The 14,323-nt window shown below is 59.0% G+C and carries 11 protein-coding genes and 1 pseudogene; 6 read left to right on the top strand and 6 right to left on the bottom strand.

What is annotated here, in order from left to right:
• The first annotated feature begins 17 nt into the window (after positions 1 to 17).
• On the top strand, positions 18 to 716 hold the full coding sequence (locus ABD719_RS14440) for a glutathione S-transferase family protein (protein ID WP_344694090.1): 699 nt from the start codon (positions 18 to 20) through the stop codon (positions 714 to 716).
• 104 nt (positions 717 to 820) lie between these two features.
• Here ABD719_RS14440 and ABD719_RS14435 read toward each other — a convergent pair whose 3' ends face one another.
• Positions 821 to 1,390: a TetR/AcrR family transcriptional regulator gene (locus tag ABD719_RS14435; protein ID WP_344694089.1), complete on the bottom strand. Its 570-nt coding sequence runs from the start codon at positions 1,388 to 1,390 to the stop codon at positions 821 to 823.
• Between the two features lie 104 nt (positions 1,391 to 1,494).
• Here ABD719_RS14435 and ABD719_RS14430 point away from each other — a divergent pair, with 104 nt between their 5' ends.
• Positions 1,495 to 2,901 (top strand): amidase, encoded by a 1,407-nt coding sequence (locus tag ABD719_RS14430; RefSeq protein ID WP_344694088.1) that lies wholly within the window; start codon positions 1,495 to 1,497, stop codon positions 2,899 to 2,901.
• A 356-nt stretch (positions 2,902 to 3,257) separates the two neighbouring features.
• Here the strand turns inward: ABD719_RS14430 and ABD719_RS14425 are convergent, their stop codons facing one another.
• Positions 3,258 to 4,112: an alpha/beta hydrolase gene (locus tag ABD719_RS14425; RefSeq protein ID WP_192129941.1), complete on the bottom strand. Its 855-nt coding sequence runs from the start codon at positions 4,110 to 4,112 to the stop codon at positions 3,258 to 3,260.
• Between the two features lie 198 nt (positions 4,113 to 4,310).
• Here ABD719_RS14425 and ABD719_RS14420 point away from each other — a divergent pair, with 198 nt between their 5' ends.
• A complete protein-coding gene (locus ABD719_RS14420) occupies positions 4,311 to 4,565 on the top strand; it encodes a hypothetical protein (protein ID WP_192129934.1) in 255 nt (84 codons plus the stop codon).
• A 19-nt stretch (positions 4,566 to 4,584) separates the two neighbouring features.
• On the opposite strand, the gene ABD719_RS14415 is transcribed toward ABD719_RS14420, so the two are convergent.
• Positions 4,585 to 5,379 carry a hypothetical protein gene (locus tag ABD719_RS14415; protein ID WP_344694087.1) on the bottom strand — a complete coding sequence of 265 codons (795 nt, stop codon included), beginning with the start codon at positions 5,377 to 5,379 and terminating at the stop codon, positions 4,585 to 4,587.
• A 180-nt stretch (positions 5,380 to 5,559) separates the two neighbouring features.
• Between ABD719_RS14415 and ABD719_RS14410 the strand changes: the two genes are divergently transcribed.
• Entirely contained in the window at positions 5,560 to 5,958 is a 399-nt protein-coding gene (locus ABD719_RS14410; RefSeq protein ID WP_192129933.1) for a VOC family protein, read from the top strand.
• Positions 5,959 to 6,669: 711 nt separating this feature from the next.
• On the opposite strand, the gene ABD719_RS14405 is transcribed toward ABD719_RS14410, so the two are convergent.
• The 3 genes from ABD719_RS14405 to ABD719_RS14395 are packed head-to-tail and all read right to left on the bottom strand — an operon-like array spanning position 6,670 to position 10,213.
• The gene (locus ABD719_RS14405) at positions 6,670 to 8,550 is read right to left on the bottom strand and encodes a DUF3732 domain-containing protein (protein ID WP_344694086.1); all 1,881 of its coding nucleotides are present in this window, start codon (positions 8,548 to 8,550) and stop codon (positions 6,670 to 6,672) included.
• A complete protein-coding gene (locus ABD719_RS14400; protein WP_344694085.1) occupies positions 8,547 to 8,993 on the bottom strand; it encodes a three component ABC system middle component in 447 nt (148 codons plus the stop codon). The genes ABD719_RS14405 and ABD719_RS14400 overlap by 4 nt, the downstream gene beginning before the upstream one ends.
• Entirely contained in the window at positions 8,990 to 10,213 is a 1,224-nt protein-coding gene (locus tag ABD719_RS14395) for a hypothetical protein (RefSeq protein WP_344694084.1), read from the bottom strand. Before ABD719_RS14395 ends, ABD719_RS14400 begins: the two co-directional genes overlap by 4 nt.
• 155 nt (positions 10,214 to 10,368) lie before the next feature.
• Between ABD719_RS14395 and ABD719_RS14390 the strand changes: the two are divergent.
• Positions 10,369 to 11,374: pseudogene (locus ABD719_RS14390) on the top strand (IS481 family transposase).
• A gap of 166 nt (positions 11,375 to 11,540) precedes the next feature.
• Positions 11,541 to 14,249 (top strand): hypothetical protein, encoded by a 2,709-nt coding sequence (locus ABD719_RS14385; RefSeq protein WP_344694083.1) that lies wholly within the window; start codon positions 11,541 to 11,543, stop codon positions 14,247 to 14,249.
• Positions 14,250 to 14,323 lie beyond the last annotated feature (74 nt).

Here is a 14,323-nt window from a genome sequence, read left to right as displayed (position 1 = left end):
CGAAAGCGAGACACCTGATGACTGACAAGCTGACGCTCTTCACCTCCCCCTCAGCCTTCCCCAATCCACAGCGGCTGCGCATCTTCATGCATGAGAAGGGCATCGCCGACCGGTTCGCCGAGACGGTGTACGACATGTCGCCCGTTGGCGAGCAGCGTGGGTGGCAGCATCTGAAGATGAACCCTTGGGGCGAGACGCCGACGCTGGCGCTGGCCGACGGCTCGTTCCTGAGCGAAACCTCCGCCATCGCACGCTACCTCGACGACAGCTTCGAGGGTCGCAAGATCATGGGTGATACGGCGCACGAGCGTGGCCTCGACCAGATGTGGGACAACCGGGTCTGGGTCCATATCCTCTATCCGATCGTCACTGCATTCCACGTGCTTCACCAAGGCCTCGGTCCCAAGCTGGAGCTGACGCACAACCCCGCATGGGGCGAGCATTCGCGCAAGGTGGCGCTGGCGCATGCTGCGCTGGTCGACCGGCATCTCGCGGACGGGCGCGCATGGCTGATCGGCGGGGATCAGCCGACTTTCTCGGACATCACGCTGGCGACGGCGATCGCCTTCTCCAAGTTCCCGGTCAACGCCACCCCGCTGGATGAGCGCTTCGAGCATATCGACGCCTTCTGGCGACGCTGGCAAACCCGGCCGACCTTCCTGGCCGCTTATGCGGATGGCGAGAGTGGTGTTCCAGAACTCGACGCTCGCGCCTGAGCTAAGGAGCTGCCGAGAGCAGGTCGGCGGGGAGCCATGCCCTCCGACGACCTGCGTTGCGCCCGGTGCTGTTCAGCATTCCATCACGCCAGCAGGGCAAGACGTCACGCGGGCAGAAGACCTGCCTCTCGGTAGGCGTCGACAAGGCTATCGAACAAACCGATGTCGGATCGGCTTCTGGCCATTAGCTGCGCGCCAGTAATCGACGCAAAAATGGCACGTGCCCGCGCTTCTGCCGCTACAGTCGAGCTCACGATCTTGGCGGACACGAGCATACGGCTGAGCCAGGCGACGTTAACGTCGGCGAAGGCGTGGACCTCGTTCATGACGACCTTTGGCAGATCGTCATGCTCCGCCGACATGAAGCTGCCGAGGCACAGCCGGTTCTCGCTCTCGAGCGACCGACGAAACACCTCTGGATACCGCTGCAACGCTGCCCTGGGGTCTTCCTCCTCAGCGTGGATCGCTTCAAGATTGGCTACGGCATCCTCCCAATATCGCTTGGCGACAGCAGCCCCCAAGTCGGCCTTGCTGGCGAAATGATGGTAGATGCTCGCCGGCTTGATGCCGACGCGGTCGGCCAGCTCGCGAAAATTCATGCCGCTGTAGCCATGTGCCTGCGCGATCCGCCGGGCCTCCGTGAGGATCACCTCCTTCACGCTCGTCGCCGCCATCGTCTCTACTCCATGCTTAATCTAACGACCGTTAGTTAGCCGTTGACGGGCCTGTTGTGAAGACCTAGAGGTCATAGCCTAACGAACGTTAGACAGGATAATCTATGAGCGACGACATCATCTTTTTCGACGCAACCAGACTTGCCGAGCTGATCCGCACAAAGGCGGTGTCTCCCGTGGAAGTGGTGCAAAAGCACCTCGACCGGATCGAGGCCACGAACCCGGCGATCAATGCGATCGTGACAATTGCCGGTGGCGCCATTGCGGCAGCGACGGCAGCGGAGAAGGCGGTGCTGGCTGGTGATGACATTGGTCCGCTGCACGGCGTGCCGTTCACCGTGAAGGACTCGATCGATACGGCGGGCGTGTTGACGCAGCGTGGTTCGCCAATCTTCAAAGGCCGGCTCCCCGGTGTCGACGCGACCAGCGTTGCACGCATGAAGGCCACCGGCGGGATCCTGCTCGGCAAGACCAACCTGCCCGAGTTCTCCTACTGGATCGAGAGCGACAACCTGCTCTCCGGCCGATCGAACAATCCGTGGGATGTGACCCGCACACCGGGCGGATCGAGCGGCGGAGAGTCTGCTGCGATCGCAGCAGGTATGTCGCCGATCGGGCTCGGTACCGATCTCGCGATCTCTGTTCGCGGTCCAGCTGCACAGACCGGCATTACCTCGATGAAGGCGACGCATGGCCGGGTGCCGATGACCGGCATCTGGCCGCGTGCCCCCCGTCGCTTCTGGCATGTCGGCCCGATGGCGCGGTCGGTACGTGACATCGCGCTCGCCTTCGCACAGCTTGCAGGTCCCGATGGCTATGACGGCTTCGCGACCAGCACCGTGCAGTTCGACGCCGGCATCGGGCGCCAGCCTGATCGCCCACTGCGCGTTGGCTGGATGGTCGGCCCGGGTTTTGGTCCAGTCGATGCCGAAGTAGCTGCCACGGTAAAGGCCGCAGCGGAGGCGCTGAAGGATCTCGGCATCCATGTCGAGCAGGTCGGCATCCCGGCACTGGAGCGCGATTTCGCGCTGGACGTCTTCAACCGGCTGCACGTGATGGAGATGAAACCAGCCTTCCGCGAGGCGATCGCAGGTCACGAAGAGCAAACGTACAAGATGGCCAAGACGATGCTGTCCCTGCCCGACACCTCGATGGCTGATTTCATCGACGCCGAGCAGGCTGCCGAGCGCATCCGTGACGGCTATGCGGAATACTTCCGCGGCTTCGACGCCCTCATCACCCATGTGCTGCCGATCCCGGCGCATAAGCATGGTGTCGAGAAGTTCGTCATCGACGGGCACACCGTCGACGCTACGTACCTCCAAGGCGCAACCGTGCCGCTCAACGTCACCGGACTACCCGGGATATCCATGCGGTTTGGCACGAGCAGGGAGGGCCTGCCTATCAATGTGCAGGTCGTTGGTAGCTGGCTTGCCGAGTCCACGATCCTGCACGTGGCCTCGCTTCTGGAGAGCGTCAGTCCTGTGCGATATCTGCACCCTAAGCTGTGACGGTAAAGTGCCCCCGGTTGATTTCTCCGGGGGTGCCGCCCTGCTCTCGCTGCCCAGTATGTGACTGGCTTCGAATTTGGCTTAAGCATGAAATCCTTGAGCGTATTTCCGCCGAGAGGACCGCCAGCGAGCGATACGGCAAGACCGGCCTGCGGACAGCTTTTCACCGCTGAGACCCACAATCAGACGTTCCCGGCAACCCTTCGACTATCTGACTTCAGACATTCGTTCATGTCGTCGCAAAAGCGCAACAGGAGAGTGGAACCAAGGTTCACGCCTGACTAAGAGACGTCGAGTTTGAGACTGCCTATCGACTGAGCATTTCACCTGTATCGAGCAGCGTCCAAGACGTACGATCATTTTACCTTGCGTACGAAGCTGGTGACATCCTCGAGTACCGGTGCCCTGCTCCTAAATGGACGCGCTAGCGCCAGGAGCAGGCCGACATGGCCCATTTTTGGATAGGACCGGAGGTCCACCGAAACGCCAGCCGCACGCAATCTCGCGCCGAGCGCTTTACTGTTACGCGGGCGGACAATAGTGTCGCCCGCTCCAACGAGCAGCAGCGCTGGTGGATCTCCGGTCCCGGCCCACGTGATGGGCTGCGTGTCCTTGGGCCGGGGCCACCCACCGAATGCGGCACGGCTGGCGTCGACATCGAAAGGAGCAAAGTCATAGGGGCCAGCCATTCCTATGAAGCCTCTGACCGCCCGCCGATCGTCCTGTAGCCAACGATCGTCTACCGCTAGCATCGCGGCGATATAGGCGCCCGCCGAATGACCCATCAGCACGAGCCGAGCCGGGTCCCCGCCGAACTCCGCAGCATGTGCCTCGGTCCAGCGCACAGCTGCTGCGCCATCCTCAACGAAGGATGGATAGCGAACCGTAGGCACGAGCCGATAGTCGGGGATAACGACAACGAACCCCTTTGCCGCCAACGCTCTGCCGACGAAGGCATACCCTGAGCGCGATCCGCTGTTCCAGCTTCCGCCATAGAAGAACACCACCACCGGTCGCCGGCCGATCGATTGCGGCCGCGGTGCATAAACGTCCAGCCTCTGACGTGGATCGTTACCATATGCGACGGCGGTTGCGACCTTTCCCGCACCTCGATCTTTAGGCACCAGCGTGTCGAACACGCCTAGCGGCGAGCAGCCAGCGGCGAAGAGGCTAGCCAGGACCGTGAGGCGAGCGCGAAGGGTCGTGGTCATGCTGTGCAACTTCCTCTTTCCGTCTCTGCAATGATGCGATCGATCATCAACGTGGGTGGACGCATGTTCGACCTTGTGGATCGCTCTTGTCTCCACTCCGTGGCGCCGACGCGGACGGTACATCGCCATGGTCCACGGCATGACCAGCGAACCCCGCAGACTTTGCATCGAAACCGCTGCACCCGCCGTATCTCGAGCATGAACCCTGAGCCCGACCTCTCCTCAGATACTGCAGCTTCGGTCGAAGCGGGCTCGGAAGGTCGCCACCGACGCATCCTCAATATGACGGCTGCACTCAGGGCAATGTTCGGTGATGCAGCTTTAGCTATCGCCGATGGTCAACCCGGCACCTTCGACGTCGGCGGGAGGAGCGGCATTCGGTGGCAGGACCTGGCGGACGAACTACGTGCCGCCAAGCTGCCCCGCACAGTAACCTTCACCCTGACGCCGTGACCTCGCGCCAAACGAATGATTACATGGGCGGCGTGATCCCGTCCTTGCCGATCGCGACGAACTTGGCTCCGGGCGCGCTCGCGTCAGTGACGACGAAAACCTTCTGACCTTTCGCTAGCACTGACCGCTGCGTCGGCTCGAAGCGGACCACCGGCGTGCCGGCCGGCACGAGAACTTTGGTCTTTCCGCCCTTGTAGGAGACGGTCAGCGTCGTCTCGCCGGGCTTGCCCGCACCCTCTGTCACCGTGCCGTTGGTCATGGCACTCTGTTGCTCGACGGTGCCGTTGGTCATCGCGCTTTGCTGCTCAACCGTGCCATTGGTCATGGCGCTTGATCCGCTCGTGTCGCCACCAGCCGCGGCGACAACGCCGGGAACGTCCCAGTCATAATGACCCTCGCCTGTCCCGCGCATCGATTCCGGGAAAATGACCAGTTCGACTGCGCGCACTGCGTCTCCGGTCCCTGTCGTTGCCGTGCCGATGAAATCGCCGTCCTTAAGCGTGGCCAGACTGGCACCAACCACCCACGCGAAGCCGGTCTTGGTGTCGAGCGCCACGGACACAGCACGACCATCATAGGTCTGCACCGCAAGCGCATTTGCACCAACGGATTGCACGACGCCGCGGACGCGGGTCGCGGTCGTTGCCGGACCCGCCGCCGCTGTCCCATTTGCCTCGGTCGACTTCGGGCCACTGCAACCGCCCAGGGCGATGATTGCACTGCCGAGCAGCGCCAAAGCTTTCATGGTCATCGTGTCGCATCCCTGGATCGACGCGAAGCAGGATGTCCGCGCCAAGATGCCCTGCACCGTCATGCGTCATTTGTCTCCAGGCAACGTCGAAGCATCGTCGCTATTGCTGCGCCCGCAAGACCACGTGCCTTTGCCAGCCTCCGGCGATGTCGATGACGAACGAGGCGTGACTGCGCGTCTGTCTCGGCTATGGGACACCTACAGGCGCCTTGCATCAGGCAGCCATCTGTCAGGAGAGAGACCATGCTGTTTCATACGATGGTAGGTTCAAACGATATCGAGCGTTCCAAGCGCTTCTACGACGAAGTGCTGGGCGTCCTCGGCGTGAGCGAGGCCACGCTCAATATCGCAGGCAGCGGCCATACGCGCCTGTTCTACCGCAACGAGAACGGCACCAATTTCGTCGTCACCGAGCCTATCAACGATGAGCCCGCGACCGTGGCGAACGGCAGCACCGTTGCATTTTCGTGCAATTCGCCCGAGCAAGTGAAGGAGTTCCACGACGTAGCCATCGCAAACGGCGGCACGTCCGTTGAAGCGCCACCGGGACCGCGAATGAGCCCCTCAATGGGCCCGATTCAACTAGCCTATTTCCGCGATCCCGATGGCAACAAGCTTTGCGGCATCCACTTTCCCACATGACCGACTTTGGGTCGAGCTCGCTAGTCACGTTGCCGGCGAGCTCAATCCAGACAGTCGCGGTCCCTTTCCTACTTCCAAGCTTCGGCCGCTTGTTGCTTTCGCTTAGCAAGCGCCCGGAGCCGCCGCGGAGCGGTGTTACGCTTCAAAGTATCGTTCGATCTCATCCAACCGGAGCGTGATCGCCCTGCTGGGCAAATGGATAGTTAGTCTTTGCCGTTCATCGTTCGTGAAACGAGCGGCTTTGATCAGCAAATCACGGATGGCTGCCCTACCGACGACCCTGTCGCCTCCCAGCCAGCCACTGCCAAGCGCGATCTCAGGTGCCAGGATGAGGAGGCCATAAGCGTCGGATGCCAAATGCTCGGTTATGACGATGATGCCCTTCTGCCGTGATCGCGGCTTGACTTTAAACAGAGGATCTCGGCTTGGCGATTGGCCGGCGTTTGACCCACAACACGACATTCAGCGCTCGTTTCGTGCTCCCCAAATTCAGACATCCATTCATGTTCGCCCGACGCCTCGACCGGCGATGGTGGAATTGCCGAGATGTGAGACATTCCTGCCGATCGCCGATACCAATGGAAATGGCCGGCTACGTCCAGACCGGTCAATCGTCGATCGCCGGAAGTTCTCGCTGCACTGTCAGGGCCTGCGAACGACCCCGAACGGCAGCTTCACAGCCGCATAGACCGGATAGTGGACAGCCCTACTTTAGCTGCTAGCTTGCGCGCCTTGAATTAGCGCATTGCCGTCCCGGAATATCTCTACGAGATGGAAATTCTCAAGACCTTCCCAGTATTTTGGGTTGATGTGTTCGAACAGGATGATTTGAAATTCCCTGTCCAAGCTGTTCGCTTGAGAAATGAAATGGTCGAGGAGTTTGAGGGCAGTATGGACCTTGGCAACGTCGCTTTCTTTAACGTCCCGATCCTGTTCATCAGATTGCTCACTCTTCGCGCCGCCGTTCTCGTCATCTCCCCAGTAGGGCCTAGAAAACTGGTCGATGATTAGAAATGGCGCCACATGTTGGCCTTCGTTGGCCATAATGACCTCGTGCAATCCGAGGAAAAGAAACAGGTGAAGGAACATGTGGTTTGAGCTGCTACCAACGTTTTCGATAAACGCAGTCTTTGGCTTTCTTAAGTGAAGTTTCTTTTCTTTATAATCAAATGAAGAGCGATATTTCCCATAATTACCCAGGGCTACGTTGGATAACCCGATATACTCTTGAATTGTCTCCTCAAGGACGTTGGTGAAATGCTTCCTACGATCGTCTGATGACGGGACAGTGAGTTCGCCGATTTGCCTTTCTAGACTTGCAATATCAGCTTCGAGATTAAGCGGACTTTTCTGATCCGTTCCCACGAACATCTCAAGCTTGGCCTTCGTCTCACCAATGAAGATATATCGCTCTTTTTCATTTTCGAAGACTGCGCTATCCGACGGCAGCGCCTGGAGTTCTCTCTGCAGCTGCTCGCGTTGACCTTCCAGTTCTTTGATTAGTTCACCGACATTGCCCTCGAGAGGGTTTTTCTTAGATATCTCTACCTTGATCTCGTGCAAGCCCTCTTCCAGGCGTTCGAGAATTTCGGAGAAAACGGAAGTTCGAACGGTATCCGCGTGATTGCCTTTGAGATAGGCGATCGGCTTCAGACTGTCGGCAGTCTCTGACAGCACGTTCTTGTGCGTGGTATATTCGCCCAAAAACTTGCGAAGACCCTTGATCTTTCTTGAAACGCGATAGAGTTCAACAGAGATATCCTCGTATCGCCTCGAGACAAACAAACCCGGACCCGCCTCCCTTTCCGCTACCATCCGCTGCAAAGTTGCCACCGCTTGCTCGGCATCGGAATCGTCGGCGATGAGGTCGTAGGACATTGCGCGGGCGGTCGTCTCCGCAAGTTCGCTGTAGAACGCCTCGCGATTTTCATCTGTTTTTGCCGATTGTTTCTGCAGGCGCGTCAAGCGCTTTTCAAGCTGCGCGCGCTTATCGCGCTTAAGGATATTTTCGACAGAGTCGATCCCTACAGCGATGTCGAATATGCGCGGCAACGCTTCCCGGGAGCGGGGCTGATCCTGTTTGTCGAAAAACTGCTCGCTGTGGGTGATGATGTCCTGCGAAATTGTGTTGAACAGCAGGAAATAGCGAAGCGATATACGCGATCCCGTCCGCAAAACTTGCCCGCCGAATGGGATTTTGACATCCTGATCAATACCGAAATCGGCACCGAGCAGCACCTTTAGGGCCGGCTCCCGGATGTTTGCCTCCGGGGCTTCATCGGGGATCTTGCCGGTGGACGAGAAATAATAGTCACTGGAGATAGCTCCGCCGCTAGGTGCCCTTCTTGCCAGCGTATAGACCTTGTCGTTCACATGAATTTTCAACCCATACCAGAGGGTGCTTTCGTTGATGATGCTTTCTGAAATACGGTGCCGACTGGCGAAGAAGCAGTAATCAAATATATCAAGGATTGCGGTCTTACCCGTGTGGCTGGCGCCGGTGATCACGTTCACTTTGTTTGGAAGGAACGACAGAGTCCGTGTTACGCCACTGGCCAGCCAGAGATGAAGGCTTTCGATATGGAATTTCACAGTTCGATCCTCGCATTGAGGTAGAAAACGTCTGCGCTGCCCGCAATGAGGGTGGCAATATTAGACGAGGCGCGATGAATCCGTTCGGCCCGGCTACCCATGGCCGCAGTGATCGGCATTGGCGCGGCAATGGCAGCGCCGTCTGTGCGAAAATCAAGGGAGCCAATCTCGTTTAACAGCTGAAGCGCATTGATGGTCGGCGCCAGACAAGCGTGATAACGATCGGCAAAGTTGTAGAAGTATCTAGTTTGCTCGATGAAGTACTGTTCAAAACTAATGATACGGAATTTACCGTTGGCGAGATGCCTTACCATAGCTCGATGTGCGACAATCGGCAGGATCAACATTAATCGAGGAAACGTCAGAAATTCTGCCTTCTCCAAGACGGTTGAGATCGCAAAAGCATCGATGCCCAGATTGTTATAGAAGCTGCTCAGGTTCAATGGTAACGATCTTTCCAGTTGTGCAGCCAGCCCATTACGGGCCGATCAGATAATTCGTAGAAACCTCCGTTGCTCATTCTGATGGGCAGTTCCTGCGAGGCGAGGGGAATTTTAACTTTACGGAGGTCCTGAACGATACCTCGCGCGGCTGTCGCGGCTGTCGCCTCGTCCGGTGGTGGTCGACGCCCGGGATACTGCGCGGAGAACGTGTTATCCCAATGAGCGTCGGCCTCTTGCTCAAGGTCATAGATATCGGTCTGCGTTATGTCGCCATCCTGAATCCATTGTTCGATATTATCTCGGAAATTCAACCGCATGGTGGTAAATTTCATCAAGATTTCGACGTCATCCGCCGCAATATCGTCGATATCCACGAGCTGCTTGATGAAGGTCTGGTCCGAAAGATTTGCAGGCAGGGCTGGGATAAGATTTCTTATCACGAACCCCGCACTCCTCGCCTTATCAAAATCTCGCCGGTATTCGACGTTGAATTGCTCAAAGTTAAAGCTGATTTTTCCTCCTGCTTTCACCGTCGCAAAGGATTTCGCTCGGAGCTTGGAATCCACGGCGTGAAAAACGTCATCAACCCTAGTGGGGTGGATTTGTTTTTCCAAAATCGAGGCTTTGCACCGGGCAATGATCTCATCGAGGTCCAGTCCGAACGATAAATTCCGAAGGAATGCCGCTGACACACCAAGGTCAAGGCCTAAGAGATCGTCGATATATCCTTGAATGGTCTCGTTTTTGGTTTCGGCCTTGAGCGCGTCGATATCTGATATGAAATCCGCGTGCGATTTGGTGCCGTTTGAAACCTCGTCAATCGAAGACAATACCGAGTTCCCGGCATTGCTAGACTTATTAGATACTAGCAAAAAAGAGGTATTGCCCAAAAATGCCAGTTGATCGACTACAGTTGCACGCCCGTCTGCTGGGTCGGCAATCACTTTGCACCAGTTTGATATCGACTTCCAGAGGTCGGCGTCGAGCTTGGTGAGGTTTATAGGGTCGCCTTGCGAGTTTGTCTGGACGGTGTGTTTCAATTGGACGAGCAACGTTTTGCCGTCCGCGAGCTCGATATGAACATCATCCAGAACTTCGTACCCTGCAGTTTGGCCACTCTTCAGGTTCAAAAGCTCATTCAGGAAATAATAATACTGGTAGTCGAACCCGATTGACTTGTCTTCTGCACTTGTCTTTTCGATGCGCGACCTCTCGTTCATACCCCACCTCTCGAACGTGCAGGAACTCAATCCCCTCTCGAACTTTGAAAAGCCTAGCATTTCAATGGTAGCAGTCAATCAGTCGCCCCTGCCGTTAGGTGTTTGATCCCACGGTTTGATGGTGCGATCCATTCGTTGGAATGGAAGGAAGCCGCATGGGACAGGTTCGTCATGGGTGCGCCACGCCTGTCCTGAGCCTGTCGAAGGGACCACGTACGCCGTCCGAGCAGCAATACAGCGATCGCAAGCTTCGCTCTCGACGCTGAGCCGGGAGCTGGGGATGAACCCCAAGACCGTGGCGAAGTGGCGCAAGAGGATAACCGTCGAGGATCTGAAGACCGGGCTGAAGGCCCCTCATTCGACGACCCTGACTGAAGCCGAGGAGGCAATGGTTGTGGCGTTCCGGCGCCACACGTTACTGCCGCTCGATGACTGCCTTTACGCTCTGCAGCCATCGATCCCGCACCTGACGCGCTCAGCGCTGCACCGATGCCTACAGCGGCATGGTATCTCCCGCCTGCCGGACATCGAAGGTGACAAGCCAAAGCGTAAGCTCTTCAAGCGCTATCCCATTGGCTTCTTCCATATGGATATCCCCGAGGTGCAGACTGCCGAAGGCAAACTTTACCTGTTCGTCGGCATCGACCGCGCCAGCAAATTCGCGGTCACCCAACTCGTCGACAAGGCTGATCGACGGACAGCGTGGGAGTTCCTCGAACACCTGCTGAAAGCCGTACCCTACCGGATCCACACGATCCTCACCGACAATGGCATCCAGTTCGCCGAGCAGCCGCGTAACCGGAACACCGCCTGGTCGCGCCAGATGCGCTTCGACATGATCTGCGAGGCAAACAATATCGAGCACCGGCTCACCAAGCCGAACCACCCGTGGACCAACGGGCAGAGCCTGCCCCGGCGGAGGCCGGGGTCGAGCGGATGAACCGCACCATCAAGGAGGCGACCGTCAAACGCTTTCACTACGACAGCCACGACCAGCTGCGGACGCACCTCTCCGACTTCATGGCCGCCTACAACTTCGCCCGCCGGCTCAAGACGCTCAGCGGGCTCACACCCTACGAATACATCGCCAGGATCTGGACGTCAGAGCCAGACCGGTTCATCGTCAATCCGATCCACCAGATGCCCGGACTAAACACCTAGCAGCATCGTCACCTGACGTTGAAAGAACCGTCATAGCCGATGCCGACCAGGACGCTTGTCATCGCGAGTCCGGGGTGATCGAAGGGAGCCTTCCGACCGCAGCTCCCGGTCGAGCCCGGCCAACGGCCGCTCTTCCAGAATGGCTGGTTTGCGCCATAAGGGGCCCATGAACCCGCATTCACGACGACTGATAGTCCAACGCCTGACCATCGCCATCGGGGCGATCGGACCTGAGTTCGAGGCGTTTGGCGGGACGTTTCTTGACTTCGTGCTGACAACACCCCTCGACCATAGCGGGATCAATAGCGGCGATCTGCCGATTAGCCGCGTGCTCGACAGTACCAGCGACGACGGCACGATCGTCGCCCAATACTCCGCCGAAGGAGGGTACTTCACTAAGGGCATGCCAAAAGCGCTCGGCGATATTGACAAAACGCTGAAACGCCGCCCAGGCGTCAAGCGCATCCTGCTGCTCGCTAACGAGCCGCGCAAGCCGATCATCGCCGACAATTTCAAGCGGGACATGCTCAAGCGTCCCGACATGAACGGACGGCAGCTCGGCATCCTTGGATCGGACCAGATCGCCCGCGTCATCGTGCGCAAGCTGCTCTTCAACGACGCGGCGCTCGAAGCGCTCGCCATCTACCTCCCCGATCTTGCCGACATCCGGGATCAGGCGGCACGTGATCGGCTGTTTCCAGGGCCGTCTCAAGGGCATCGGCCCCGAGCCGATATCGATGCAGAAATCGCGCGCCGCCTCGCGCTGTCGCCCTGCCTTCTGGTCTCGGGGATTGGCGGGAGCGGAAAGTCCGCAGCCGCCGCCGCATACGGGGAGGGCCCCTCGGGCTACGATCTCACGATCTGGCTCGACGGAGATGAATTCAAGAATGCTGCCGGATTGCTGGCCACGCCGCTGGTGCGGGGTGGCGACAAGCGGAACATCGCGAGCATGCTCCGATCCGGTCGATGCTTGCTCGTAATCGACGATCCGGCAACCCCGATCGTGCCGAGCGAGCTCGCGGCTCTGTGCGGCGCGGGATCGCACGTCATCGTCACGACGCGCGATCGGCAGGCGGACGACTATCTGCTTCCCGACCTCGCGATGGGAGAAGCGCGCGCCCTTCTGGACACGGCGCCTGCGCCGGCTTGTCCGGACGACGTCTTCGCGACGATCTGGATAACCGTCGGGGGTCATCCGCTCAGTCTCGCCCTGATGAACGCAGCTGTGCGTGCGGGCGCGCCGTGGACTGACATTGCGCTCGACTGCGACGCGGTCGGGCAATTATCCGACAGCACGCAGCCACTCGCGGACCGGCTTCTCGCGCGGTATCGGACGGTGCTGACCGACGCACTGTCGGTGTTCGAGTGGATCGGCCAGCCCGAATGCGATATCGGCTTCCTGCGCTACGCGATAAAGCCCGCCGGCATTCGCAATCTACGGGACCGCGCGCTGACGGCGGCGGACCTCCCCTCCGCAGTGCGCCTCCATGATGTGATCTTCGCGAGCCTTTCGAGCCTTGCCTGGTGGACCGACTATCGCCGGGCAGCGCTCACGACGATGCTCGCCGCCTATCTGGAGACGGCTGCGGCCGCCAATGATTTGAGCCTGTGGGCTGCCAGCATGAGCTTTCGCGAACGGCTCCGCTCCCTCGTCGATGCGGGCGACCGCCGCCCCGCCTTCCTGCTGGCGCTGTTGAATGTGACTCAGCCCGACGCATCCGCATCGATCCTGCCCGACGACCCGGTGAAATCGGCGGCAGCGCATGTCGCGTCTGAAAGGCCTATCTCGTCGATCGACTTCAGCCTCCTCATCGAGAGTTTCGAATGGCTTTATCGGCAGAAAAAAGCCGTTTCGGGAGACGAGGCTCAAATCTATGCGGAGGCCGGCCTCGCGCTGTTCGATCATCTCGAAACGCTCGTCGGACTTACGCCTCGCCAACGCTCCGAGATTGGGCATCATCGCGGCAAGGCGTTGCAATGGCTCCAGCGCCATGCGGAGGCGCGTGTCGTTTTCGAGGCCGTGATGTCCAGCGATCACCCACTCTGGGCAACCGGGGTCCAGCTTATCCGATCGTACAAGGTCGAACGAGCTTATCCCGAGGCAACTACGCTTGGCCTGTCCATTGTCGAGGCCGCTGAGGGCGGCGAGCACGTCTCCCCATCTGTGCTCCTCGCTACGATCCAAGACATGCCTTGGCAGATCGAAGCGACCCGCAAAGCAGTGCTGTGGCCGCGTAGCGACTTTATCGAACGCACAATCATAAATCTCGCCAAGGCCGGTTATGTGCAGGCCTACAAGACGCTCGCTTCGGTCGCCCGTTTCTGGTCGGCGGAAGCCCCCGAGCTGCTTGCGAGAGTGTTGTCAACGATCCCGCTGCCCGACTCCGACCAGATTGAGGACGACGAGGTACGCACAAGCCTTGCCGACCTCCTACTCGAATTCTCACTAACCCAAGCGGGGGCGGATGCTGCTCATACACGCGAAACCGCGCTGTCGCTGTTCGAGGCCGCGCGAAATCCCAAGGCCTTCCACACCCAGCGCAAGGCGGAGCTGCTGATCACGATGGGCAGGCCCGCTATTGCCGAACCGGTCCTGCGGGGCCTTCCGCACAGCTGCTGGGTCGACCGACTGCTCGCGCGGGCGTTGCTCGATCAGGGTGAGCCGAGGAAAGCGCTCGTCCTCATCGACGCGGCCCTAGCTGATCCAAAAGGTGAAAGCCGATTTCACGAATTTCACGAACTGCGCCACGGGATCCGTATGGCGCTTGACGATCCCAATGCGATCGACAGCCTCAAGGAGGCTGTGCGGCTGTCACCGGAAGGGGCGCAGCGCGAACGTCTTGTCAGCAAGTTATCGATCTTCCTGCCCAATTAGACTGTCGGAACGGACGAGAAGCGGCCCAACAGGTCTGCGGCTCCATATCGGTGAATGCGATGTCCGCCGAGACG

Origin of the sequence: Sphingomonas cynarae (assembly GCF_039537815.1) — a bacterium.
In the GTDB taxonomy this organism is placed as follows: Bacteria; Pseudomonadota; Alphaproteobacteria; order Sphingomonadales; family Sphingomonadaceae; genus Sphingomonas; species Sphingomonas cynarae.
The sequence above is the reverse complement of the archived record's forward strand: the minus strand, read 5'-3'. Positions and strand labels throughout refer to the sequence as shown.